The organism is Janthinobacterium sp. GW821-FHT03C10 (assembly GCF_059420865.1).
Genome location: NZ_JBWKUN010000004.1, coordinates 443,449 through 468,000, shown reverse-complemented (window position 1 = coordinate 468,000; position 24,552 = coordinate 443,449). Strand labels below are relative to the sequence as shown.

Below are 24,552 nucleotides of genomic sequence, written 5' to 3'. Positions count from 1 at the left end.
CATGTCCCTGCACCGCCGTCTGCTTGCCGCCAGCCTGATCCTTGCCTTGAGCGCTTGCGCCGACATGGGCCATATCGCGCCGCAATCGGCCATGCTCGACGCCAATAAACTGCAGGGCAGCCAGGCCATGGATGCCGCCGCCAGCGCCGCCATACAATGGCCGCGCACGCAATGGTGGCAAGACTTGCACGACCCCCAATTGAACCGTTTGATGGAGCAGGCGCTGGCCGACAGCCCCACCCTGCGCGGCGCCCAGGCGCGCGTGCGCCAGGCCGAGGCGCTGGCCGGTGCGGCGGAAGACAAGACCCGCCCGCAGGCGGACGCGAACGTCTCCATCAACCGCGAACTGTATTCGCAGCACGGCAGCACGCCGGCGCCGCTGGCCGGCAACTACGCGTGGCGCAACCAGGCCACGGTCACGGCCTCGTACGACCTGGACCTGTGGGGCCGCAACCGCGCCGCCCTGTCCGCCGCCCTGGGCGACGTGCAGATGGCGTCGGCCGAATCGCAGATGGCCCGCCTGGCCCTGGAAACGGCGCTGGTGCGCACCTACATCCAGCTGTCGTATGAATTCCAGCTGCAGGACGTGATCGAACGCAGCCTGGCGCAGCGCGCCCGCATCCTCGACATCACGCGCCAGCGCAAGGCGGCCGGCATCGGCACGGACATTGACGTGGCGCAGATCGAAACCACCTTGCCCGCGGGACGCCGCCAGCTGGAGCAGTCGGCTGAGTCGCTGGCCCTGCTGCGCAACCAGCTGGCCGCGCTGGCGGGCAAGGGCCCGGGCGCCGGCGCCGCGCTCACGCGCCCCGTGCTGCGCCTGGACCAGCCGCTGGCCATTCCCGCAGCCCTGCCCGCCGACCTGATCGGCCGCCGGCCCGACATCGCCGCCCAGCGCTGGCGAGTGGAAGCGGCGGCGCAGCGCATTGATGCGGCCAAGGCCGAGTTCTACCCGAACGTCAACCTGGTGGCCTTTGCCGGCTTCCAGGCCTTCGGTTTCAGCCATTTTCTCGACGCCAACTCGGACATCCGCGGCGCCTCTCCCGCGCTGAGCCTGCCCATCTTTGCCGGCGCCCGTTTGCGCGCCCAGCTGGGCAGCCAGACGGCCGTGTACGACGGCGCCGTGGAGCAATACAACGCCACCGTCATCAACGCCATGTCGGACGTGGCCAACGCCGTCACCAAAGCACAATCGCTGGCCAAGCAGCACCAGCTGACCGTGCAGGCGCTGGCCACGGCGCAGCGCGCGCGCGACCTGGCGGAAAAAGCCTACAAGGCGGGCATGAGCGACGCCATCGCCATGCTCAACACGCAAGTGGCGCTGCTGGCGGAAGAACAGCAGCAGGCGCAAAATGGGGCGCGCGAGCTCGATCTGTACGTTTCCTTGATGAATGCATTGGGAGGCGGGATCTAAGCTTGCAATCCTGGCATTGCCCTAGCCCAACAAGATACAATCGGAGCTTTATTCACACATGAAGGAATATGACATGACCGCTTTTGACGCCACCTCCAAGCGGCTGCAAAACATCCGCACGCGCATGCCAGGCTTCCCCATGGAACTGATGCGCCTGTTGCGCATGACGTACCACATTCAAAAAGGCATGAAGGACTTGACCAATGCCGCGCTGAAAAAGCACGACCTGGTCGATGCCAGCTACATGGTGCTGGCCGTGCTGTACGGCACGGACGACGAAACCTCGAACGCCTGCACCCTGGGCATGGCCTGCCATGAAAAGCCGGCCAACCTGACGCGCGTGTGCAACGACCTGGAAACGCGTGGCCTGATCCACCGCGGCACGCGCCCCGGCGACCGCCGCTCCGTGATGATTTCGCTGACCGACAAGGGCCGCGCGCTGATCGAAACGGCGCTGCCCGACGTGTACCAGGAAACCTCGGCCCTGTACGACGGGTTCACGGAAGAAGAGCTGCAAGTGCTCGACAAGCTGTACATGCGCCAGCTGCGCAACCTGAACAATCTCAACAACCAGAACTGATAGCCTATCGATGACGCCAGCCACAGCAACAAAACCCACATATGGCCCCCTGAGCCGGGCGGCCCACTGGCTGGCGCTGGCGCTGCAGGACTGGCGCGCGACGGAAGGCGAACGCTGGATCTACGTCGGCAAGACCCTCATCGCCGCGTTCTGCGCCCTGTGGCTGGCCTACCGCCTGGGCCTCGACTCGCCCAGTACGGCGATGACCACCACCATCATCCTGGCCCTGCCCAGCAGCGGCATGGTGCTGGAAAAAAGCTTTTACCGCCTGTGCGGCACCCTGCTGGGATGCACGGCCGCGCTGACCCTGATCGGCCTGTTCCCGCAGCAGCCCGTGCTGCTGTTCGCCGGCCTGGCCCTGTGGGTGGGCCTGTGCACGAGCGGCTCGGCCCTGCACCGCAACGCCCAATCGTATGTGTACGTGCTGGCCGGCTACACGGCCTGCATGATCGTGCTGCCCGCCATCGAGCAGCCGATGCAGGTATTCTCGCTGGCCGTCACGCGCGTGGCTGAAGTGGGCCTGGGCATCATCTGCTCGGCCGCCGTCTCCAGCGTACTGCTGCCGCGCCACCAGGGCACGCAGGTGATGCGCACGGTGCAGGCCCGCTACGGCAAATTCCTCGCCTTTTGCCATGACGTGCTGCAGCAAAAGCTCACGCCGGCGCAGGTGGAACTGACGCATCTGCAGTTTGCCGCCGACGTGGCGGCGCTGGAACTGGGGCGCTCGGCCGCGCTGTTCGAAGTCACCAGCAAAGTGAGCCACGTGCGCGCGCAGAACCGCAAGCTGCACGCCTTCAACGCCACCTTCATGACGGCGCTGACCACCTTCTATACCTTCCACCGTCTGTTCGACCGCCTGCAGCGCGATGGCGAAACCCAGGTCATGCAGGCCTGTGCGCCGCTGTACGCCATCGTCGCCGAGGCGCTGCAAGCGACGCCGTCGCAAGACTCGCTCGACACCATGCAGCGGCATCTGCAAACGGCGCTGGCGCAGGCGCGCGCGGACATCGACGGCGCGGCCATCGCGCATGCGCAGCGCATCGATTTCGACACCGTCTGCGAGCTGCTCGAGCGCTTCGCGCGCGACATGAGCCGCTTTCACGAAGTGTATTTCAGCCTCGTGCACGACACGCCGCTCGACGTGAGCACGCCGCAGGCGTATGCGCCGAAGACGCCGCCCGCGCTGGTGCTCGCCAGCGGCGCGCGCGCCGGCATCAGCCTGGCCCTGCTGGCGCTGGGCGCCTACTTCCTCGCCTGGCCCTACGCCAGCACGGCGATGCTGATGGCGGCCGTGTTCTGCGCGCTGGCCTCGTCCTCGCCGCGCCCCATCCTGATGATCCGGCAAGTGCTGACGGGCTTTTTGATCGCCATGCCCCTGTCGCTCGTCTGCGTGTATTTCGTGCTGGTGCACGGCGACGGCTTCCCCATGCTGGTGCTCAGCTTTGCGCCCTTCCTCGCCGTCGGCCTGTACCTGATGACGAATCCCGCCAAGCTGGGCGTGGGCCTGGGCGTGTCCACCTTCATCACGCAGATGGCGCCGACGAATCTGATGCACGTCGATGGCGCGGCCTTTTTGAACACGGGCATGGCGCTGATCGTCGGCCTGATGCTGGCCGCCCTCGTGTTTGCCGTGCTGCTGCCCGAGCACACGATGGGCCACAAGGACCACATCGGCCCGGCCCTGTGGCGCGAAGCGCTGCAGGCGTGCACGGCGCCGGCGCGACGCGTCAAGCATCGCTTCGACAACCGCGTGCGCGACCTGCTCAGCCAGCTCAATGCGGCGGCCGGACCGGCGCCGGGCGAGGCCACGCGCGCCGTCGTGCGCCAGGCCCTGACCCTGCTGGAAATCGGCCATTCCGTGATCGAATTGCGCGAACTGATCGCGACCGCCCGCCCGGGCGCCACGCGCCATGCGCTGCAGCAGTGCGTGGACGGCATCGCCGCCTGGCTGCGCACGCGCGGCGATGCGCAACTGCAAGCGGCGCTGGACGCCACCCTGCAGGCGGGCGCCGTGGTGCGCGCGGCGCAAGCGGAAGCGGAAGCGACAGCCGAACGCAGCGCACGGTTGCAAACGGCCTTGGCCGACCTGCATTCGATCTACACCTCATTACTCGACCACATGGCGCCTGGCGCCGGAGACCACCATGCCGCGTGAATTCGCCCTGTTCGGAATTCTGATTCCTACCCTGCTGCCCTTGTTCATCCTCAGCATCGGCCTGCAAACCCTGCTCGACCGCGTGCTGGGCTGGCTGGGCGTGTACCGCATGGTGTGGCACCCGTCGCTGGCGCGGCTGTGCATCTTCATCGCCATCTTCGGCGCGCTGGCTCTATCGCTTTACAAATAAAAAAAACTGTTCAACCCATCAAGGAAAGGCTGCCGACATGGTAAGCAAACTGACCCGCTATGCAATCACCCTGCTGCTCTTGGCAGCAGCCCTGTGGATAGGCAAGACCGTCTGGGACCGCTACATGGAATCGCCGTGGACGCGCGACGGCCGCATCAAGGCCGACATCGTCAACATCAGCGCCGACGTGGCCGGCACCGTCACGGAGGTGCTGGTGCGCGACAACCAGGTGGTGCAAAAGGGCGATATCCTGTTCGTCGTCGACAAGGAACGCTATGCCAGCGCGCTGGCCCAGGCCGACGCCGTGCTGGCCGCGCAAAAAACGGAAATGGGCCGCCGCGGCAAGGAAGCGCAGCGCCGCGCCAATCTGGACGCCAGCATCATCTCGACGGAAAGCCGCGAAAGCGCGGCCTACGCCGCCAGCTCGGCCTCGTCGCAAGTGCAGGCCGCCGTGGCCGCGCGCACGCTGGCCCAACTGAACCTGGAACGCACCACCGTGCGCGCCCCCGTCAGCGGCTACGTGACGAACCTGAACGTGCACAAGGGCGATTTCGCCGCCGTCGGCGCGGCCAAGCTGGCCGTCATCGACAGCGCCTCGTACTACGTCGTCGGCTACTTCGAAGAGACCAAGCTGGGCATGCTGGCGCAGGACGACAAGGCGGAAATGAACCTGATGAGCGGCGGCACCCTGCACGGCCACATCGAGAGCATCGCGCGCGGCATCACCGACCGCGACGCCGCCACGGGCCGCGAACTGCTGGCCGACGTCAACCCCACCTTCAACTGGGTGCGCCTGGCGCAGCGCGTGCCCGTGCGCATCCACATAGATGAACAAGACAGGAATCAGGTCCTGGTGGCCGGCACCACCTGCACCGTCGTGATCACGCCCCACTCGGCGCCCCATTCTGCGCCTGCGCCCAAGCCTGCGGCCGCGCACCCGGCATGATCATGATGCGCGGCGGCGCCGGACGCCTGGCGGAAATCGCCCTGTTCCTCGACGCCGCGGTGCTGGGCAGCTTTTCCGCGGCCGGCCGCAAGCACGGCCTGTCGCCGGCCGCCGCCAGCGCCGCCATCGCGCGCCTGGAAACGGCGCTGGGCGCCACCCTGTTCGAGCGCACCACGCGCCAGCTGCGCCTGACGGAAGAGGGTTTGCACTACCGCCAGTACAGCGAGCAGGCGCTGGACTTGCTGGCGCAGGCGGAAGACGGCTTGCACGGAGGCGACGGCGCCGTGCGCGGCGTGGTGCGGATCTCCGCGCCGTCCGACATCGGCCGCCAGCTGCTGCTGCCCATGCTCGATCGCTTCGCCGCGCTGCACCCGCAGCTGCGCCATGCGCTGACCCTGACGGACATCACGGCCAACCTGGTGCAGGACGATATCGACCTGGCCATCCGCTACGGCGAGCTGCCCGACAGCGACATGGTGGCGCGCCTGCTGCACCCGGGACGGCGCGTCGTGTGCGTGGCGCCCGCGCTGGCCGCCAGGGTGGGCGTGCCGGCCATGCCGCGCGACCTGGCCTCGCTGCCCACGCTCGTGCTCACGGCGGGCGACGGCGCGCCGCAGGAATGGCGCTACCGCGCAGACGGCAAGCGCCACAGCCTGCGCCTGCCGGGGGACTGGCACAGCAACGACGGCGAAATCATCCGCCGCTGGGCCGTGGCCGGCCATGGCTATGCCTACAAATCCCTGCTCGACATCGGCGACGACCTGCGCGCGGGGCGCTTGCAGACGGTGCTCGACGATTACTTTGCCGACAGCGTCCCCCTGAACCTGCTGTACCGGCGCAGCCGCTTCCAGCCGCCGCGCGTCGCCCTGCTGGCCGACTTCCTCGTGCGGCAGTTCGCCGCGCTGCAAGCCTGACGGCCATCCTTACCGCGGCAGCACGCCCAGCTGGCGCAGCAGGGTCAGGTTGTCTTCCAGGTGCCAGTTATCGCTGATGCGCCCCTGCGCATTGACCTGATATAAATCAAACGCATGGAAATCGATGGCTTGGCCCTGCCCCTGCAAGGGTCCCTGCGGCGTGGGGAAGACGCCCGTGAAGCGGCCCGTGAAATGCAAGCGCAAAGTCACCCGGTCGCCCGCCACCAGCATCTCCTCGATGGCCACCTTCAAGTCCGGCACGGCCGCGTGGAACACCTGCGACGCCTGCAGCGGGCCGGCCAGTCCCTGAGGCCGGCCCGCAGGCAAGGTGCGGTCCATAAAATCGTCGGCCAGTGCCAGCCGCGCCAGGGCCGGATCGCCGCTTTCCCAGAACGCGGCATAGCGGCGCGCGGCCAGCGCCACCGTGGCGTCGGCTTGCGCGCCGGACAGGTGGGCGGGCATGGGCAGATTGGCGGCGCAATGGGCTGGCGCGGCGGCCAGCAGGGACAGGGCCAGGATGGCGGGAGCAAAAGTGGGCATGGTGGTTCCAAATGAGTTGATCGGCGTGCGCAAGCACCCCGTCATTCTGGACTCGCTTGCCCTGCTTGATAATTGGTCCCGCGCTTGAAGCAATTGCTTGCAAGGGTTGAAAATAAGTTGAAAATGCGTTGAAAATCAGCGCCCGCCGGCCACGTCGAGGATGCTGCCCGTCACATACGTCGCGCCCGGCCCCAGCAGGTACAGGATGGCGTCGGCGATTTCTTCCGGCAGGCCGCCCCGCTGCATGGGCACGCCCGATGCCAGGCGCGCCACCCGCCCCGGTTCGCCGCCAGAGGCGTGGATGTCCGTGTAGATGATGCCGGGCCGCACGCCGTTGACGCGGATGCCCTCGGCCGCCACTTCCTTCGCCAGCCCGAGGGTCAGGGTATCGACGGCGCCTTTCGAGGCCGCGTAGTCGATGTATTCGTCCGGGGAGCCGATGCGCGCGGCCACCGACGAGACATTCACGATGCGCCCGCCCTGCCCGCCGTTCGCCGTCGACATGCGCCGCACGGCCTGCTGGCAACACAGGAAATAACTGATCACGTTGGTGCGCAGCACGCGCTCGAGGCGCTGCACGGACATGTCGACGAGCCGGCATTTCTGCTCCAGCACGCCCACGTTGTTGACCAGCGCCGTGAGCGTGCCCAGGCGCGCATCGACTTCATCGAACAAGCGCGCCACGTCCGCTTCATCGCTGACGTCGGCCTGCACGGCGATGGCTTCGCCGCCCTCGGCCGCGATGCGCGCGCTCAGTTCCCCGGCCGCCTGCGCATCGCGCACATAGTTGACGCAGACGGCATAGCCCTGGCGCGCCGCCAGCAGCGCCGTCGCCGCGCCGATGCCGCGGCTGCTGCCCGTAATCAGGATCACTTCCTTCATTGTCCCTCCTCGATGGTTGTGGCGTCATCATACGCGGACGAAAAAAAACCCGCGCAAGGCGGGTTTTTCTGGCAGGCGCACTCAATTTCGGAAGTGCGTCATGGCGTAAGTCAGGTGCTGCCACCAGTGTTCGCGCGTCTGCACGGACGCCAGGCATTTCACATCGACCTCGTTCTTGAACGCGGGGTCCACGCAAGCCTTGCTGGCCAGCGCATTGCGCTGGTTTTCCACGTTGACGATGGCAATCGACAACCACGCCACGAGGGCGAGGGCCAGCACGCACAGGGTCCAGGGCAGCTGTTTCATGGTGTTCTCCAGTGTTACTTCTTCGCTGGCGCGGGAGCGCGCTCTTTCAGGACGCGCGCCACCAGTTCATCCATCACGCGCAGGGTCGCCGCCTGGGTCTGCGGCTCGGACTGGCCAGGACGCGACAACTGCGCCGGCGACGTCACGAAGCGGCCGTCGATGACGATGGTCGGCGCGCTGTCGATCTTGCTGGCGGCGATCAATTGCTCGTTGCGTTTCAGCTTGGTCTGCACGCCGAACGAGTTGAACATGTCCAGGTACTTCGCCTTGTCGATGCCGTTCTTCACCAGCAGGTCGAGGATGGCGTCATCGCGGTTCAGGCGGTTGCGCTCGACGTGGATGGCGCGGAAGATCTTGTCGTGGAACTGGTCCAGTTGGCCCATCGCTTCCAGGGTGGCATAGGCATGCGCCTGCGGATCCTTCGGGCCGGAGAAGGCCAGATGGATGCGGCGGAAGGCGATCTTGTCGCCCTGCTTCTTGACCCAGTCGTGCATCAGCGGATCGAGCGCATAGCAATGCGGGCAGGAGTACATGAAGTACTCGACCACTTCCACCTTCTTGCCCGTGTCCGTGCGCACTGGCGTCGGGAGCGTGGTAAAGCCGGTATCGGCCGCCATGGCGCCGCCGGTGGCCGCCACCAGGGTGACGGCGGCAAGCAGGGGACGCAAGAAACGCAGAAAACGCATAATAATCCTTCATCATAAGTGGTCGTGAACGGGGCGAGATTACCACTTTTTGCGCCGGGCGATGAGGCCCGGCCGGAAAAAAATCGCTTTTACGCACCCCGTTTGCGCCCGATTAAGCCGCTTTTAAGCGCCGCCGCGCCGCTGCCTCAGAAATGGTAGCGCGCCGACACGCGCAGCTGGCGCGCATCGTTGAGGTAAATGCTGGAGCGGCAGCCCGGCGCATCGCCGTAATGGCGGCGGTTGGCCAGGTTGCTGCCGGCCAGTTCCAGCTCCCACGTGCCCAGCTTGCGCACATAGCGCCCGTCCACGGTGGCGAACGCGGGCACTTGCGCCAGGCAGCTGCCGGCGAAATCGGGGCCGTAGCGCAAAGCGCGCAGCCATTGCACGCCCACGTCGGCACTGGCGCCGCCCTGCCCCGTCCAGTACAGGCGCAGGCTGGCTAGGGTCTTCGGTACGAGGGCGATGTCCGGGCCGTCGTAAGCGTAATCGTCATAGCGCGCATGCACCTGGCGCACCTGGGCGTCGAGGCGCCAGTCGCGCGCCAGCGCCATGCTGGCCTCGATGGCGATGCCGGCACGGCGCGAGGGATCGAGGTTGCCCGCAAAGCCCAGCTGGCCCAGGCTCTGGTCGAAGACGATCTGGTTGCTCAGGCGCTCGCCGAACACGCGCACGGAAGCGCTGCGCGCCGCGTCGCCGTAGGTGGCGCCCACCTCCGTTTCGCGCCGCAGCTGTCCCGCCAGGGGGCGGTAGCCGGCGCGGGTATAGCCATCGTCGTCGATGCGGTAGCTGCGCGCGGCCTTGGCATACACGCTCAGCTGCGGGCGCAGCTGCAGGCTGCCCTGCAAGTCCCAGGCATTCTGGTTTTCCCAGTCGCTGCCGCCGGCCGGCATGTCGGCCGGGTCGAGCTGGAACTGTTCATGCCGCAGTCCCAGCAGCAGGCGCGGCGCATACGCGCCGCCGAAGGCCAGCTCTTCGCGCAGCAGCAGCGCGCGCGAGTACTGGCGGCGCTGCGCATCGCCCGCGCGACCCGAGCGCCGCTGCCACTGCATCAGGTCCAGGCCCACTTCCGTATCCGTGCCCACGCGGCCCACCTTGCCGTAATGGCGCACGCGGGGCGCCAGTTGCCGACGGCGGCTGCTGTAGCTCGACTCGCTGCTGCCATCCTCGCCCGCATAGTGGGCCGTGGCGCGCTTTTCCCGCTGCGACAATTCCACGCCCAGCTCGAAACTGCCCACATAGCGCTGCACGAAGGCGCTGGCGCGCCGCACCTCATAGCGGTACAGGTCTTCCGGGCGGGCCGCCAGCAAGGACAGGAACGGCGCCTCGGGCGCGGGATAGCGGGTGTCCTGCTTCAACTGGTCGGCGCTGAAGCCGAAGCGGCCCTGGCGCAGCTTCCATTCCGCGCCGCCGTTGAAGCCGCGCTGGTGAAACACGCTGCCATCGCGGTAATTGCCGTTACGCAGACCGTCGATGGCCGCGTCGAGCGACATGCCGTCCTGGTCGCGCGACAGGGCGGCGCGCACGCTGTGCTGGCCGCCCTGCGCCAGTTCGGCGGACAAGTCGCCGTGCGTGACGCCGGCCTGCGGCACGGGCGGCGGCACCAGCTCCTGCGCGCACGCCGGCATGACCAGGGCGCACAACAGCAAGGTGCGCGTGGCGATGGTCAGGACGGAAGGGGCAGGCATCATGGCGGAAAGCTGGGTGCGCTACCGGGGCACGCACGGTAGTGAAACGGGAGGATGGCAAAAGCGAATCATTATACGCACGGCGCGCGGCGCCGCAACAGCGAGCGGGGCTGCCAGCATAATTTATTGCTTATTTGTAATTTTTACAGGTATATTAACGAGCGCCCGGCGATCCTGGGCGCAGCCGACCGCATTTGAAAATCAACAAGCCACTGTGGGAGTCACGCATGGAAAGTCGTAGCACGCCGCGCCGCCGCCTTGTCCCCCTCCCAGGCAAGCTCAAAGCCCTTGCCATCGCCGCCCTGCTGCTGGCAGGCCTGGCCCTGCAGGCCGAGCTGCTCGCCCAGCCGGACCACGGCAAGCCGGCCGGCGCGCCCTTGCCGCTGGCGCCGTCCGCCGACGGCATCGCCCTGGCTTCGCCGCATGCGGCCGCCGTCAGCACGCCCAGCGCCAGCAACGCCTGGGGCGGCGCGCGCACGGGCGCGCAAGCGACCCTGTCGGACCGCGTGGTCGACTACCAGATCGAAGCGACGCTCGATCCCGTCAAGCACACGATAGACGGCCGGCAGAAACTGCGCTGGCGCAACCGCAGCGCGCAAGCCGTCAGCAGCGTGTACCTGCACCTGTACCTGAATGCGTTCGAAGGCGAGCATTCGACCTTCTTCACCGAAAAGCGCAAGTTCGACACGGGCTTTCGCTCGGGCGTCGGCACGCGCGACGGCGAGTGGGGCTACATGGAACTGCGCAGCATGACGCAGAACGGCGCCAGGGCGCCCTGGCATTTCGTCCAGCCCGACAACGGCCCGGCCACCGACCGCACCGTCGTGCGCGTCGACTTGCCGCAGGCCGTCGCGCCGGGCGCCGAGACGACGCTCGACATCCGCTTCTTCGACCAGCTTCCGCGCGTCATCGCGCGCACCGGCTATTTCGGCAGCTTCCACCTGGTGGGCCAGTGGTTCCCGAAGATCGCCGTGCTGGAACTGCCCGGCGAACGGGGCGCCACCGCGCCGCGCTGGAACGCGCACGAATTCCACCTGAATTCGGAGTTCTACGCCGACTTCGGCCACTACGACGTGAAGCTGACCGTGCCCAAGGGCTACACGGTGGGCGCCACGGGCGAACTGCAGGGCGCGCCGCAGGAAAAGGACGGCATGCTCACGCATCACTACGTGCAGGGCGACGTGCACGATTTCGCCTGGACGGCCGACAAGCGCAGCGCGCCGCCATTGACGGGCAGCTGGAGCGGTCCTGGCAGCCCTCCCGTGGCCATCCAGGTGCTGTACCCGCCCGAATATGCATCGAATGCGGCGCCGGCGCTGCAGGCGGCCAAGGACTCGCTCACCTATTTCTCGCGCACCCTGGGCCCGTATCCGTACAAGACCCTGACGGTGGTGATCCCGCCGTTCAATGCGGCCGAAGCGGGCGGCATGGAATACCCGACCTTCATCACAGCCGCGAGCTACGCCAGCCTGCAGCCGAAGACCCTCGCCGGATTCGGCCTCGACTTCGTCACCATCCACGAATTCGGCCATGGCTATTTCTACGGCATCCTGGCATCGAACGAGTTCGAGGAACCCATCCTCGACGAAGGCTTGAACGAGTACTGGGACCAGCGCATGCTGCGCGCGCGCGGCCAGGACATCCACGCCACCACGCCCCTGCTCAAGCGCCTGGGCTTCGCTCCCGCCTTCAAGGTCTTCGAGGCCGAGCGCATGGCCGCGCCACGCCAGGATGCGGCCGACCCGCTGGGCCAGAATGCCTGGAACCGCCTGCAGGGCGTGGGGCCCGTGTACAGCCGCACGGCCGTCACCCTGCGCGACCTGGAAGCGCGCATCGGCAGCGAGGCCATGGAACGGGGCTTCAAGGCCTATTACGAACAGTGGAAATTCCGCCACCCCAGCGTGGCCGACCTGCGCGAAGCGCTGGCCGAGGCGACGGGCCAGCGCCGCATCGTGGAACAAGTCTTCGCGCAGCAAGTCCATGCCAGCGCGAATATCGACGACCGCATCGGCAGCTTCACCAGCGAAGAGCAGACGCCGCTGGCCGGCCTGGCGCTGGTGAACGGCAAGCGCGTGGAACGCACGCCCGAGGCGCTGGAAAAGGAAGAGGACAAGGTGCGCGCAGCGTGGGACGAGGCGCATCCGGACGCCAAGCCGGGCACGGGACCGTATCCCTATCTGACCAGCGTGGTGCTGCGCCGCCGCGGCGCGCCCGTGCCGCAGGTGCTGCAGGTGAAATTCGCCGACGGCAGCTCCGAACGCGTGGTATGGGACAACGAGCAGCTGTGGCAGCGCTACACCTGGAGCAAGCCCGTGAAGGCTGTCTCTGCCGAACTCGATCCCGACCGCGTGCACTACCTCGACGTCAACAAGCTCGATGACGGCCGCACCCTGAAAGCCGACACGTCCGCCGCGCGGCGCTGGGGCCTCGATATCGCCGCCGCCTTCCAATACCTGCTTTCCCTGATCGCCATCGTATGAGCGCCACTTCCACGACACGGGCCAGCGGCCTGACCCTGACCATGCGCGCCAGCCGCGCCGCCCTGCAATGGCGCTTGCTGCTGCTATGGGCGGGCCTGCTGCTGATTCCCGCCATCGTTGCCGTCATTCCCATCTGGCGCACCCTGGGCGCCAGCCTCGATAACGCCGTGCATGCGGCGGCCCTGGCGCACAAGCTCGACCTGATGACCGTGGCCGACCTGGTGGCCAATGCGGGACGCAACGGGGCCGCCATCAGCCAGGCCGCCATCGCCGCCATCGTGCTGGCCTTGCTGCTGTCGCCGCTGCTGAGCGGCCTGGTGGCGACGGCCGCGCGCGCCCCCGCGCCACCGGGTTTCGGTGCCCTGCTGACGGGCGCCTTCAGCGAATACGGCCGCATGCTGCGCATGCTGCTGTGGAGCATCGTGCCGCTGGGCGTGGCGCTGGCGATCGGTGCCGGCGCGCTGAAACTGGCCGGCAGGCACACGGCGACAGCCATCCTGGAAGCGGACGCCGACCTGGCCCGCCACCTGGCCTTGCTGTTCACGGGCGTGCTGTTCCTGCTGGCCTGCGCCACGCTCGACGCGGGCCGCGCGGCGCTGGCCGTCGACCGGCGCCGCACGTCGGCCGTCAAGGCCTGGTGGCGGGGTCTCGGCATGCTGCGCCGGCGTCCGCTGGCCTGTCTGGCCATCTACTTCGTCATCACCGTGCTGGGACTGGGCCTGTATGCGCTGCTGGGCGTGGCCCGGCTGAACCTGGCCGGCCCCGGTCCGCTGGCCATCGCGGCCGGCTTGCTGGCGACGCAGCTGGCGGCGCTGGTGCTGGCGTGGATGCGCAGCGCGCGCCTGTTCGCGCTGATCGACGTGAAGCGCTCGCTCGCGTGATCAAGCCCCCAGGCGCCCTTCATCGGCGAGGAAGTCGATGAAGGTGCGCACCTTCGAGGACAGGTAGCGGCGGCTCGTGTAGACGGCGTAGACCTTGCCGCCCGCCAGCTTGAAATCGTCGAAGAGGCGCACCAGCCGCCCCGCCGCCAGGTCCGCATCCGTTTGCCACGACGGCAACAGGGCGATGCCCATGCCGTCGAGCGCGGCCGCGTGCAGCAAGCTTTCGTTATTACATTGCAGCACGGGCGTAAACTTTACCGTCTCGCGTCCCTGCGGCCCGTCGAAGGCCAGCTCATTGCCGTTCGCTAACAAGGAATAGCTGATCATGGCGTGCTGCGTGAGGTCTTGCGGCAGCTGCGGCCGGCCCGCGCGCGCCAGGTAGGCGGGCGCGGCCACCAGGTGGAAGGCGATGCTGCCGATGGGCCGCGCGATCAGGGCCGGCGACGGCGCCTGGCTCACGCGCAGGGCCAGGTCAAATCCCTCTTCCACCAGGTTGACCACGCGCCCGCTCAAATCGATGTCGAACGTCACTTCCGGGAAGCGCTCGCGGTAAGCCGCCAGGGTGCGCGTAAAGATGGCGTTGGCGAACCAGACGGGGGCGCTCAGGCGCAGCATGCCGCGCGGCACCACCGTCGTGCGGCCCACGGTCGCTTCCACTTCGTCGAGGTTGTCGAGCATGTCGCGGCACTGTTCAAAATACACCTTGCCGATTTCCGTCAGGCTCAGGTGGCGGCTGCTGCGGTTCAGCAGCCGCGCGCCCAGGTGGCGCTCCAGGTGCATCACGTGCTTGCTGACCATGGCCGGCGACAGGTCCAGGCGCTCGCTGGCCCGCACGAAACTGTCCAGCTCCACCACGGCGCGAAACACGCGCATGCTGCGCAAGGTATCCATGACTGCCCCATCATCAACAAAATGGAAATGATATATCAATAATTGCGATCTTGATCAACTGACCGCGCATGACTATCATCGACAGCATCAGTCATTCCACTCCGGAGCCGCCATGCAAAAGCACACCTTCCCCACGTATTTCCTGTCGCACGGCGGCGGCCCGTGGCCGTTCATGAAGGACCAGTTCGGCGGGCGCTACGACGTGCTCGAAGCATCGTTGCAGGATATCCCGCGCCAGATCGGCGCGCGCCCGAAAGCCGTGCTGGTCGTCACGGCGCACTGGGAAGGGCCGCAGTTTCTCGTCTCGGCCAGCCCCAAGCCAGGCATGATCTACGATTATTCGGGCTTTCCGCCGCACACGTATCAAATCCAGTACCCGGCGCCGGGCGCGCCGGAACTGGCGGCACAGGTCAAACAGTTGCTCGACGCGGCCGGCCATCCGGCGCGCCTCGACCACGAGCGCGGTTTCGACCACGGCACCTTCAGCGCCCTGTTCCCCATCTACCCCAAAGCGGACGTGCCGCTGGTGCAGCTGTCGCTGAAACACGGCTACGACCCGCTCACGCACTTCGAGGTGGGCCGCGCGCTGGCCGGCCTGCGCCGGCAAGGCGTGCTGATACTGGGCAGCGGCCTCAGCTACCACAACCTGCGCCAGTTCGGCCAGGCGGGCGCCGTCGCCTCGCACCAGTTCGACGCCTGGCTGCGCCAGACGATGGCCTTGCCGCCTGAACAAAGGCTGGAACAGCTGCTGGCCTGGGACCGGGCGCCGGCCGCGCGCCAGGCCCACCCGCAGGAAGACCATCTGCTGCCGCTGATGGTGGCGCTCGGCGCGGCCGAGCAGGAAGCGGCCCACGTGGCGTACCACGAGGAGGATTTCTTTGGCGCGCTGGCGGTGACCAGTTTCAGATTCGGATAATCCGTCACCGCATAAAAAAAGCGCCGCGACAGTGATGTCGCGGCGCTTTTTACATAGAGGGTATAACTTGAATCAGGTGCCGCGCTTGCCCCGCGCCGCATTCTTCGCCTTTTCGGCCGCGATTTCCGCTGCCTTGGCCGCTTTTTCCGCCATTTCGGCCGCATGCTGGGCCAGCAGGGCCGCGCGCGTGTCCGGCGTTTCCAGCGAGATGCGGCCCAGGATGCCGCTGCGGTAGTCGAGCAGCAAGGTGTGCGACGCTTTCTCGAAATCATAGTCGCCGCCCTTGATGCGGAAGCCGCGCTTGGCGGCGATGCCCTCGACCACGCCGATGGCGTCGACTTCGCCGATCTTGGTGCCGTAGCGGGTTGCCAGCAAGTCCGGGTAGCGCTTGAGCAATTCCTCGGCCAGGAACACGGCCACTTCCTCTTCGATCAGCGCGTTCGAGCCGATCGCGTGGCTGGCCGCCAGCATCAGGCCGTCGCTGGGGATGGCGATCTTCGGCCACAGCATGCCGGGCGTGTCGACGAGGATGGTGTTCTTGTCCAGGTACAGCTTTTGCTGCATTTTTGTGACGGCCGGCTCGTCGCCCACCTTGGCCACGCGTTTTTTCAAGAGCGCGTTCATTAAGGTCGACTTGCCCACGTTGGGGATGCCCATGATCATGATGCGCAGCGGTTTCGTCGGCACGCCGCGGTGCGGCGCCAGCGATTTCGCCAGTTCCGGGATGCGCGCCACGTCGCCCGGCTTCTTGGTCGTCATCGCATACGCGGTCACGCCTTCCTGGGCATTGAAGTACGCCACCCAGGAGGCGGTAGCCGCAGGGTCGGCCAGGTCGGTCTTGTTGAGGATTTTCAGGCAAGGGCGCTGGCGGAACAGGCGCAGCTCGTCCACCATGGGATTGCAGCTGGCTGCCGGCAGGCGCGCGTCCACCACTTCAATCACCAGATCGGTGTTTTCCATGGTTTCGGCCGCTTTCTTGCGGGCCGCGTTCATGTGTCCTGGGTACCATTGTATCGCCATGCTCTTGCTTTCAAAATCGTTCGGTCAATCCGCTATTTTACGTGGTTGCCGCCGCGACGTCCCATTTTCCGCCGCCAGCGCCAGCCGTGCGACGCGAACGAGACAATTGGTGATAATTTAGCAGTTACACGAATGATAATATCCGCAGTCCGTCCAGCCTGGCCGGTTTCCCCATTGCAAGCACAACCTGGCACGCCTTCCATGCATCTTCCCCGTTTCCTCCTCCTCGCCCCCCTTTGCGCCTGCCTGCTGCCCGCCATGGCCCAGGAACAGCCGGCGGGGCCAGGCGATGCAGTGAACCAGGAAATGCAGCAGATTGTCGATGTGCAAGGCACGCGCGATCCCGACCTGCGCCCCTACCGCACCATGCTCAAGGGACTCGATGCGTATGCCGACCACCAGCGCCTGGCGCCGGGCGCGCCGCTGCGTTTCATGCTGATCCCCGCCACGCCGAAGGCCAGGCTCGATGGCGTGACCCTGCATTTGTCGGCCGACAACCTGTCCATCCCCGTGCCGCTGGCCGCGGACGGCGGCTTCACCTTGACGCGCGACAAGACCGCCTACGATGCGAATGCCGACCTGGTCAGCAACAAGAAGCGCGACACCCTGCGCTGGCGCGCCGACATCCACACGCCGGGCCTGCCCCAGAACGTGCGCCGCCTGGGCGACCTGCGTCTGGAATGCGAAATCCGCTGGGCCGTCGAGCAGGATGATCTGCCGTTTGTCCGGCGCAACCTGTTCCGCCTGGCCGGCGGGCCGTGCCACTCGTCGCTGATCCACGTGCCGTTTCCCGTGGCCCGCAAGCTGCTTGCCGTGCAGGCGCGCTCGGGCGAGCGCACGCTGGACATCCGCGTCACGGAAGACCGCCAGCGCTACGTGCCGCCGCTGCATGACGTGGGCTGGGACGACAATACCCTGCTGACCCTGACCTACGCCGACGACGAAAAAATGGCCGGCGCCGCCCCTGCGGCGCCGTTGAAGGCGGTGCAGCGCCAGTGATGCGCACCGGGCGAGCCAGGTCAAATATTTCCACAAGGATTTTTATATTTACTGAGAGTAATAAAAAAGTGTGCTCTAATATCGCCTCTTAAATGAAAAGCAATTATTTCCAGGCTGGCTAGCGCCAGGTGCAGGGAGATAGACGATGGGGATAGTTCGATATGATGAAGGAACACACTGGCAAGGCGCCCGAGCGCGTGCCGCGCAATGACTGGAAGAGGGAATGCCGGCAATTGCAGGGGCAAGTGGCGCAGCTGGAAGAGCGATTGAAACGCCAGAGCGCCGACAGCTATGGCTTGCAAATGCTGTATGACCAATTGGTCAATGAAATCAAGCACCACCGCGACATGCTGCAGCTCGACAGTTTTGATGCGGATAAATCATCGCTCGTCTACACGCAAGCCTGGCGCCGCTTCATGGCCGGCGACGCGCTCGACTACCAGACCCACCGCCACACGAACTCCGGCAGCCGTCCCACCTTGCTGTAGTGCGCTGCACCGTTACAGTTCCGCCAGCGCCTTCACGTGCGCCGCCACGCTGCGGCCCAAGGACGACAGGTTGTAGCCCCCTTCCAGGCAACTGACGATGCGGCCCTTGCCATACTGATGGGCCACGGCCATCATCTGCTGCGTCATCCACGTATAGTCGGCCTCCACCAGGCCCATGCCGCCCACGTCGTCTTCGCGGTGGGCGTCGAAACCGGCGGAAATGAAAATCATCTGCGGCTGCTGCCGGTGCAGCGCCGGCAGCCAGTGGTCGAGCACCAGCTGGCGCACGGCGTCGCCCTTCGAGCGAGCCGGCACGGGCACGTTGACGCGCGTGTCGGTATACGATTCCACGTCGCTGTACGGATAGAACGGATGCTGAAAAAAGCTCACCATCAGGATGCGCGGATCGTGCGCCACGGACTCGGCCGTGCCATTGCCATGGTGCACGTCGAAATCGACGATGGCGACGCGCTCGAGACCGCGCACGTCAAGCGCATGCTTGGCGGCGATGGCGATATTATTGAACAGGCAAAAACCCATGGGTTCGCTGGGCCGCGCATGGTGGCCGGGCGGGCGGATCGCACAAAAGGCGTTGCTGATCTCGCCATCGATGACGGCATCCGTGGCGGCCACGGCCGAACCAGCGGCGGCCAGCGCCGCCTCGTAGCTGTGCGCGTTGAGCAGGGTGTCGCCGTCGAGCGGATAGTAGTCGCCCTCGGGCGGCACATTGTCGCGCACCAGGCCGATGGCCGTGGCGCTGTGGTTGCGCTCGATATCGGACAATTGCGCACGCGCGCCGTCGCGATGCTCGATCAGGTCGCTGATGTGCGCGAGGATCAATTGATCGTTGATGGCCTGCAAGCGGGCCGGCGATTCAGGGTGCCAGTCGCCCATTTCATGGCGCTGGCAATCGGGATGGGTATAAATGGCTGTGCTCATGCGCTGTACTGGTTACCTCTGTCTCTATCCATTCTCCGGGAACACCGCATGGCATTCCTGTCCGCCTTGCGCGTTCTCGCATAAAATCACTGGCTGGTCTGTGCCGCCCTTGCCGTCCTTGCTGCCTCTCTAATCTACCACGAGCGCGCAGGTGGCGGGCGGCGCCGTTTGACCTGGCCAAAGCGATTGTAAATTAAATAATCCGTCTTACTGTGATAGAAATAGCATGTTTTCGAAAATACACCAGGCCGCACAGCAGATCGGCGAAGTTCTCGTCGGCAAACACTTGCAGATCCGCCAGACCCTCGCCTGCGTGCTGGCCGGCGGCCACCTGCTGATCGAAGACGTGCCCGGCGTGGGCAAGACGACGCTGGCCCATGCGCTGGCCATCACGCTGGGCCTGCAATGGAAGCGCCAGCAATTCACCAGCGACCTGCTGCCCGCCGACGTGGCCGGCATGAGCGTGTATGACCGCGGCAGCGCCAGTTTCCTCTTTCATCCCGGCCCCCTGTTCACCCAGGTGCTGCTGGCCGACGAAATCAATCGCGCCACGCCGAAGACGCAATCGGGCTTGCTCGAAGCGATGGAAGAGCGGCAAGTGACGCTCGATGGCGTCACGCATGCGCTGCCGCAGCCGTTTTTCGTCATCGCCACGCAAAACTGCGCGCACCAGCTGGGCACCTTCCCCCTGCCCGAATCGCAGCTCGACCGTTTCCTCATGTGCGTCACCCTGGGCTACCCCGATGCGGCCGCCGAACGGGCGCTGCTGCTGGGCGCCGACCGCCGCGCCATGCTGCACACCTTGCCGGCCGTCATGAACGCGGAAGAATTGCTGCAGGCGCAAGCGGGCCTGCGCGCCATCCACGCCTCGGCCGCCGTCGTCGACTACGTGCTGGCCCTCGTGCACGCCACCCGCGCGCCGGGCGTGTTTGCCGATGGCCTGAGCCCGCGCGCCGCGCTGGCCCTGCTGCAGGCGGCGCGCGCCTGGGCCGCCCTGGCCGGACGCGACCACGTCACGCCCGACGACGTGCAAGCCGTGCTGCTGCCCGTCTGCGCCCACCGCCTGCATGCGGCGCAAGGATCCACAGATAGCCGCGCGCTGCTGCAGCACATGCTGTTGAGCATACCCGTCTGACCGGCATGCGCTGGCGCAATGTCTCTTGGCTGCCGCCGCGCCCCTGGCTGGGCGCGCAGCGCGTGCACGTCCGCCCTTCGCGCGCGGGCCTGGCGTTTGCCGCCCTGCTGCTGGCGCTGTGGATCGCCGCCGTCAATTACCGCCTGGGCCTCGGTTATGCGCTCACATATTTCGCCGCCGCCTGCGCCATCGCCGACATGCTGTTTACCAGCCGCAACCTGGCGGGCCTGGCGCTGGCCGCCACGCCGGGCAGCCCCGTGTTCGCGGGCAGCCACGCCTCGTTCACCTTGCGCCTGATCAACCGCAGTACGCGCCCGCGCCATGCGATCCACCTGGCCATCAGCGATTCACCGGCAGCGCCCAGCCTGGCCGACATCGCCGCCCACGGGGAAACGGCCGTCGGCATCGTCGTGGAGGCGCCGCAACGCGGCTGGCTCACTGCTCCTCCCGTGCGCCTGTCCGGCAGTTTTCCGCTGGGCCTGTTTATTGCCTGGTGCCATTGGCAGCCGGATGCCCGCGTACTCGTGTATCCGCAGCCCGAGCACAACGCGCCGCCGCTGCCCTTGCCTGCCGGCACGGTGCGGCAGGCAAAGCAGACACGGCCGCCAGACTCGCCCGGCGGCGTCCTGGAGCTGGCCGGCGTGCGCGCCTACAAGCCCGGCGATCCCTTGCACCGCCTGGCCTGGCGCCAGATCGCCCGCCATGACGGTGAGCATGTCTTCAGCAAGCAATTCGAGCCTGCCGTCGACGCGCCCGCCGGCATGGCTCACGGCAGCATCATGCTTGAGCACGCCGCCCTGCACGCGCTGGCGCCGGAAGCGCGTTTGTCGCGCCTGGCCGCCTGGGTGCTGCAGGCCGAACGCACGGGCTTGCCGTACGGCTTGCGCCTGGGCGCACTGACCGTGGCGCCGGGCCTGGGCGCCAGCCAGCGCGACGCCTGCCTGCGCGCGCTGGCCCTGCACGGCTTGCCACAGCATGAGGTCATGGCATGAGGCAATGGCTAGCAAACTTGCCGCGTGACAAGGCCGACATCGTGCTGCTGTTGCTGGCCGCCGCCATGGTGCTGGCGCCGCACGCGCTGCACCTGCCCCCGTGGCTGTCGGCGGCGGCCGCCGCCCTGCTGCTGTGGCGCGCCGCGATCACCGTGCGGGGTCGGCGCCAGCCGCCGCTGGCGATGCTCGCACCGCTGGCCCTGCTGGGCATCGCCGGCGTGTACGCCAGCTATGGCACCGTACTGGGACGCGATCCCGGCGTGGCTCTGCTGGCCTTGCTGCTGGCCTTGAAATCGCTGGAAATGCATGGCCGGCGCGACATCTTCGTCTTCGTCTTCCTCAGTTTCTTTTTGCTGCTGGCGAACTTCTTTCATGCGCAAGGCATCCTCAGCGCCGTCTGGATGCTGGCCACCGTCATCGTCCTGTTGGCCGCCCTGCTGTCGGCCCAGTACGGCGCCGTGCAGCCGCGCCTGGCGCAAAGGCTGGCCTTGCTGGGACGCATGCTGGCGCTGGCCATCCCCCTGTCGGCCCTGATGTTTCTTGCCCTGCCGCGCGTGGACGGCCCCTTGTGGGGCGCCGCATCGGACGGTGCGCAGGCGCGCACGGGCTTGTCCGACAGCATGCAGCCGGGTGCCATTGCCTCGCTGGCCCTGTCAAGCGCACCCGTTTTCACGGCGCGATTTTCCACACCGCTCCCGCCGCAAGACCAGCTGTATTGGCGCGGCGTGGTGCTGGGCGACTTCGACGGCGCCACCTGGACGCGCCGGGGTGCGAAAGGGCACGCGCCTGCCGGCGACAGCCGCATCGACATCGCGCTGGAAGGCCAGCCCAGCCAATATGAAGTGACCTTGCAGGCGAGCGGCCAGCGGCGCATCTTCGCGCTCGACGTGCCGCGCAGCATCGAACGCTTGCCCGGCAACCCGTATGTCGTCTCGTCCGCGCTGGAAGTGCTGACCATCCAGCCCATTACTTCGACCGTGCGTTATCGCGTCAGTTCCCAGCCGCGTTACCGGCTGCAGGCCGGCTTGCCGGCCGCGCAGCAACAGCCATGGCTGGCCTTGCCCGCTGGCAGCAATCCGCGCAGCGTGGCCTGGGCCGGCGCCCTGCGCGGCCATGGCGCGCAGGCGCTGGCGCCCGCCGATGCCGTCGCCGCCGTGCTCGAGCACTTCCGCCGCGCGCCCTTCCGCTACACCCTGCAGCCGCCGCTGCTGGGCAAGCATGGCGTCGACGACTTCCTGTTTGGCACGCAGGCGGGCTTTTGCGAACATTATGCGGGCAGCTTTGTCGTGCTGATGCGCGCCATGGGCATTCCCGCGCGCGTCGTCACCGGTTACCAGGGCGGCCTGCGCAACGGTACCGGCAACAGCCTGAGCGTGCGCCAGTCCGACGCCCATGCCTGGAGCGAAGTGTGGCTGGCGGGCCGGGGCTGGGTGCGCATCGATCCCACCGGCGCCGTCGCCCCCCTGCGCACGGAGCGCAACCTCGACGCCGCCCTGCCGCCGCCCCCGTCGCCGCTGACGGCGTGGCGCGCCCTGGCCGGCCTCGACGGCGGCGCGCCAGGGGCGCTCGCCGCGTGGCGCCAGCAATGGCAGCAAGCCGAGCACGCCTGGAGCAGCTGGGTGCTCGACACCACGCCGCAGCGCCAGCGCGCCATGCTCGATGGCTTGAGAAACTTGCCAGCGAACAAGCTGGCACTCGCTTGCGCCGTGCTGGCCCTGCTGTCCGCCGTGGCCGGCGCACTGGTCTGGTGGCGGCAGGCGCGGCAAGGCGATCCGCTCGACCGCCTGTACGCGCAGTTTTGCCGCCAGCAGGCGCGGCGCGGCTACAGCCGTGCGCCGCATGAAGGCCCGCACGGTTATGCTGCCAGGTTGGCCGCGGGCCAGGCCACACAAGAGGCGCACGCCGCCATCGCACAGTTTCTGGCAATCTATGCCGCGATGAAGTATGGTAATGCCAACCCAGACGAACAACTCCGCGCGCGGCGCAGCTTGCGCCGCCTGTTAACCCAATGCCGATGAGACGCTCCTTGTTACCGATCAAAACCTCCGCCCTGTCCCTGCTCCTCTCCCTTCCCCTGTGCCTGGCCACCGCGCACGCCGGCGAAAACAGCAACATTTCCGCCGCCGACCGCGCCCGTGCCGTGCGCGCGGCCAAGGCCCCGCCCGCCAAGGCGGCAGCTAAAAAAGCACCGGCAAAATTCGACTTCGAAGGCGAATTCGTCGACTATGCCAACTGGAAAGAAGTCCGCGCCTTCCTCGATGAAATGTCCGCCAAGCATGGCTTTGACCGCGCCGAACTCGATACCCTGATCGGCAAGGTGCGCTATGTCGAGTCGACCGTGCAGCTGATGAAACCGGCCCCGCCCGGCAAGCCGAAGAACTGGCAAGCGTACAGCGCCCGCTTCATCGAACCGGTGCGCATCAATGCGGGCGTGAAATTCTGGGAAGAGAATGCGCAAGCGCTGGCGCGCGCCGAGCGCGAATATGGCGTGCCGGCCGAGATCATCGTCGGCATCATCGGCGTGGAAACCGTGTACGGACGCAACACGGGCCGTTTCCGCGTGCTCGACGCGCTGACCACCCTGGCGTTTTCCTATCCGGAAAGCCCGAACCGCGCCGCGCGCATGGAATTTTTCAAGGGCGAACTGGAAAACGCGCTGCTGTATGCGCGCAAGGATGGCATCGATCCATTGACCCTGCTTGGCTCGTATGCGGGCGCCATTGGCTTGCCGCAATTCATGCCCAGCAGCATCATGAAATATGCGGTGGACTTCGATGGCGATAGTCACATCGACTTGCGCAATTCCACGGCCGACGCCATCGGCAGCGTCGCGCATTTCCTCGTCGAACATGGCTGGCGCCGCGACGACCCCGCCATCAGCACGTATCCCGTCACCGTCTCGGCCAGCCGCACGTGGGAAAAGTTCATCGGCCAGGGCTTGCAGGCCAAGTACCGGCTGGCGGAATTACAGGAGGCCGGCGTGAGTGCCGCCCCGTCCACGCCCCAGAACATGTTGTTCGGCCTGATCGATTTACAAAATGGTTCAGAAGCAACTGAGTATCACTTGGCAACCAATAACTTCTTTGCTATAACTCAGTACAACAGAAGTTATTTTTATGCCATGTCAGTGATCGACTTGGGCAGGGCCATCAGCCAAGTGCGCGCACGCTAACCGAAAGTCAGTGTAAAGTTATAATATTACTTGTAAGAAAGCGTAAGGGATGTTGAAGCGGCCAGCAAACAAGACTATGGTAGGGCCGATAACATGTGCCAGCCTCGCTCGCCAGCCTTTGTGCGGCACGGGATGCAGTAATGGTTTTATACTTAACTTTTGTCAAAGTACAATTTTTGTTCTATCATAGAGCATAATAAAGAATAAATAGGTGTTGCAACTAGACAACACCAATTCTGTACAAGGCAAGATTATCGGGCTTTCCAGCTTGAAATTGAATCCTGTTGTACAATTGTGTATATATCATGAAAAACTGTCTCCCGGATCGTACCGTGTGTGAA

At 66.4% G+C, this 24,552-nt stretch carries 23 protein-coding genes; 15 read left to right on the top strand and 8 right to left on the bottom strand.

Features of this window, described 5'->3' with window-relative positions; all coding sequences use genetic code 11:
- Nucleotide 1: 1 nt before the first annotated feature.
- The 6 genes from AC07VH_RS16405 to AC07VH_RS16380 all read left to right on the top strand — a co-directional run bounded on the left by AC07VH_RS16405 (nucleotide 2) and on the right by AC07VH_RS16380 (nucleotide 6,199).
- The gene (locus AC07VH_RS16405; RefSeq protein WP_489628490.1) at nucleotides 2-1,414 is read left to right on the top strand and encodes an efflux transporter outer membrane subunit; all 1,413 of its coding nucleotides are present in this window, start codon (nucleotides 2-4) and stop codon (nucleotides 1,412-1,414) included.
- A gap of 73 nt (nucleotides 1,415-1,487) precedes the next feature.
- On the top strand, nucleotides 1,488-1,994 hold the full coding sequence (locus AC07VH_RS16400; protein WP_070224646.1) for a MarR family winged helix-turn-helix transcriptional regulator: 507 nt from the start codon (nucleotides 1,488-1,490) through the stop codon (nucleotides 1,992-1,994).
- 10 nt (nucleotides 1,995-2,004) lie between these two features.
- Nucleotides 2,005-4,149: an FUSC family protein gene (locus tag AC07VH_RS16395; protein ID WP_494788688.1), complete on the top strand. Its 2,145-nt coding sequence runs from the start codon at nucleotides 2,005-2,007 to the stop codon at nucleotides 4,147-4,149.
- Complete coding sequence (locus tag AC07VH_RS16390; RefSeq protein WP_070224633.1) at nucleotides 4,139-4,339, top strand: DUF1656 domain-containing protein; 201 nt, start codon at nucleotides 4,139-4,141, stop codon at nucleotides 4,337-4,339. The genes AC07VH_RS16395 and AC07VH_RS16390 overlap by 11 nt, the downstream gene beginning before the upstream one ends.
- Nucleotides 4,340-4,376: 37 nt before the next feature.
- Nucleotides 4,377-5,285, top strand: a complete 909-nt coding sequence (locus tag AC07VH_RS16385; protein ID WP_489628491.1) for an efflux RND transporter periplasmic adaptor subunit — start codon at nucleotides 4,377-4,379, stop codon at nucleotides 5,283-5,285.
- A complete protein-coding gene (locus tag AC07VH_RS16380; RefSeq protein ID WP_489628492.1) occupies nucleotides 5,282-6,199 on the top strand; it encodes a LysR family transcriptional regulator in 918 nt (305 codons plus the stop codon). Before AC07VH_RS16385 ends, AC07VH_RS16380 begins: the two co-directional genes overlap by 4 nt.
- Nucleotides 6,200-6,208: 9 nt before the next feature.
- Here AC07VH_RS16380 and AC07VH_RS16375 read toward each other — a convergent pair whose 3' ends face one another.
- From AC07VH_RS16375 to AC07VH_RS16355, 5 genes are all read right to left on the bottom strand, one after another.
- Entirely contained in the window at nucleotides 6,209-6,739 is a 531-nt protein-coding gene (locus tag AC07VH_RS16375; RefSeq protein WP_475415682.1) for an ester cyclase, read from the bottom strand.
- 135 nt (nucleotides 6,740-6,874) lie between these two features.
- Nucleotides 6,875-7,621 carry an SDR family oxidoreductase gene (locus AC07VH_RS16370; RefSeq protein WP_494788687.1) on the bottom strand — a complete coding sequence of 249 codons (747 nt, stop codon included), beginning with the start codon at nucleotides 7,619-7,621 and terminating at the stop codon, nucleotides 6,875-6,877.
- Nucleotides 7,622-7,702: 81 nt separating this feature from the next.
- The gene (locus tag AC07VH_RS16365; protein ID WP_489628495.1) at nucleotides 7,703-7,927 is read right to left on the bottom strand and encodes a hypothetical protein; all 225 of its coding nucleotides are present in this window, start codon (nucleotides 7,925-7,927) and stop codon (nucleotides 7,703-7,705) included.
- 14 nt (nucleotides 7,928-7,941) lie between these two features.
- Entirely contained in the window at nucleotides 7,942-8,613 is a 672-nt protein-coding gene (locus tag AC07VH_RS16360; protein ID WP_070219418.1) for a thiol:disulfide interchange protein DsbA/DsbL, read from the bottom strand.
- Between the two features lie 146 nt (nucleotides 8,614-8,759).
- Nucleotides 8,760-10,301, bottom strand: a complete 1,542-nt coding sequence (locus tag AC07VH_RS16355) for a TonB-dependent receptor domain-containing protein (protein ID WP_494788686.1) — start codon at nucleotides 10,299-10,301, stop codon at nucleotides 8,760-8,762.
- Between the two features lie 224 nt (nucleotides 10,302-10,525).
- Between AC07VH_RS16355 and AC07VH_RS16350 the strand changes: the two genes are divergently transcribed.
- Together AC07VH_RS16350 and AC07VH_RS16345 are read left to right on the top strand one after the other, a co-directional pair.
- Entirely contained in the window at nucleotides 10,526-12,778 is a 2,253-nt protein-coding gene (locus AC07VH_RS16350; RefSeq protein WP_494788685.1) for a M1 family metallopeptidase, read from the top strand.
- Nucleotides 12,775-13,659, top strand: a complete 885-nt coding sequence (locus tag AC07VH_RS16345) for a hypothetical protein (RefSeq protein ID WP_494788684.1) — start codon at nucleotides 12,775-12,777, stop codon at nucleotides 13,657-13,659. Before AC07VH_RS16350 ends, AC07VH_RS16345 begins: the two co-directional genes overlap by 4 nt.
- Here the strand turns inward: AC07VH_RS16345 and AC07VH_RS16340 are convergent, their stop codons facing one another.
- Complete coding sequence (locus AC07VH_RS16340; RefSeq protein WP_494788683.1) at nucleotides 13,660-14,550, bottom strand: LysR family transcriptional regulator; 891 nt, start codon at nucleotides 14,548-14,550, stop codon at nucleotides 13,660-13,662.
- Between the two features lie 112 nt (nucleotides 14,551-14,662).
- On the opposite strand from AC07VH_RS16340, the gene AC07VH_RS16335 reads away from it, so the two are divergent.
- Nucleotides 14,663-15,466 carry a DODA-type extradiol aromatic ring-opening family dioxygenase gene (locus AC07VH_RS16335; RefSeq protein ID WP_494788682.1) on the top strand — a complete coding sequence of 268 codons (804 nt, stop codon included), beginning with the start codon at nucleotides 14,663-14,665 and terminating at the stop codon, nucleotides 15,464-15,466.
- Between the two features lie 72 nt (nucleotides 15,467-15,538).
- Here AC07VH_RS16335 and ylqF read toward each other — a convergent pair whose 3' ends face one another.
- A complete protein-coding gene (gene ylqF / locus AC07VH_RS16330) occupies nucleotides 15,539-16,459 on the bottom strand; it encodes a ribosome biogenesis GTPase YlqF (protein ID WP_494788681.1) in 921 nt (306 codons plus the stop codon).
- A 228-nt stretch (nucleotides 16,460-16,687) separates the two neighbouring features.
- Between ylqF and AC07VH_RS16325 the strand changes: the two genes are divergently transcribed.
- A complete protein-coding gene (locus AC07VH_RS16325; RefSeq protein WP_494788680.1) occupies nucleotides 16,688-17,485 on the top strand; it encodes a hypothetical protein in 798 nt (265 codons plus the stop codon).
- 161 nt (nucleotides 17,486-17,646) lie between these two features.
- Nucleotides 17,647-17,973, top strand: a complete 327-nt coding sequence (locus tag AC07VH_RS16320) for a hypothetical protein (protein WP_475415692.1) — start codon at nucleotides 17,647-17,649, stop codon at nucleotides 17,971-17,973.
- Between the two features lie 12 nt (nucleotides 17,974-17,985).
- On the opposite strand, the gene AC07VH_RS16315 is transcribed toward AC07VH_RS16320, so the two are convergent.
- The gene (locus tag AC07VH_RS16315) at nucleotides 17,986-18,912 is read right to left on the bottom strand and encodes a histone deacetylase family protein (RefSeq protein ID WP_475415693.1); all 927 of its coding nucleotides are present in this window, start codon (nucleotides 18,910-18,912) and stop codon (nucleotides 17,986-17,988) included.
- Between the two features lie 226 nt (nucleotides 18,913-19,138).
- Between AC07VH_RS16315 and AC07VH_RS16310 the strand changes: the two genes are divergently transcribed.
- The 4 genes from AC07VH_RS16310 to mltB are packed head-to-tail and all read left to right on the top strand — an operon-like array spanning nucleotide 19,139 to nucleotide 24,211.
- The gene (locus AC07VH_RS16310) at nucleotides 19,139-20,047 is read left to right on the top strand and encodes an AAA family ATPase (protein WP_494788679.1); all 909 of its coding nucleotides are present in this window, start codon (nucleotides 19,139-19,141) and stop codon (nucleotides 20,045-20,047) included.
- 5 nt (nucleotides 20,048-20,052) lie between these two features.
- On the top strand, nucleotides 20,053-21,039 hold the full coding sequence (locus AC07VH_RS16305) for a DUF58 domain-containing protein (protein ID WP_494788678.1): 987 nt from the start codon (nucleotides 20,053-20,055) through the stop codon (nucleotides 21,037-21,039).
- Between the two features lie 17 nt (nucleotides 21,040-21,056).
- Nucleotides 21,057-23,057 carry a transglutaminase TgpA family protein gene (locus AC07VH_RS16300; protein WP_494788677.1) on the top strand — a complete coding sequence of 667 codons (2,001 nt, stop codon included), beginning with the start codon at nucleotides 21,057-21,059 and terminating at the stop codon, nucleotides 23,055-23,057.
- Between the two features lie 8 nt (nucleotides 23,058-23,065).
- On the top strand, nucleotides 23,066-24,211 hold the full coding sequence (gene mltB / locus AC07VH_RS16295) for a lytic murein transglycosylase B (protein ID WP_494788676.1): 1,146 nt from the start codon (nucleotides 23,066-23,068) through the stop codon (nucleotides 24,209-24,211).
- Nucleotides 24,212-24,552: the final 341 nt, after the last annotated feature.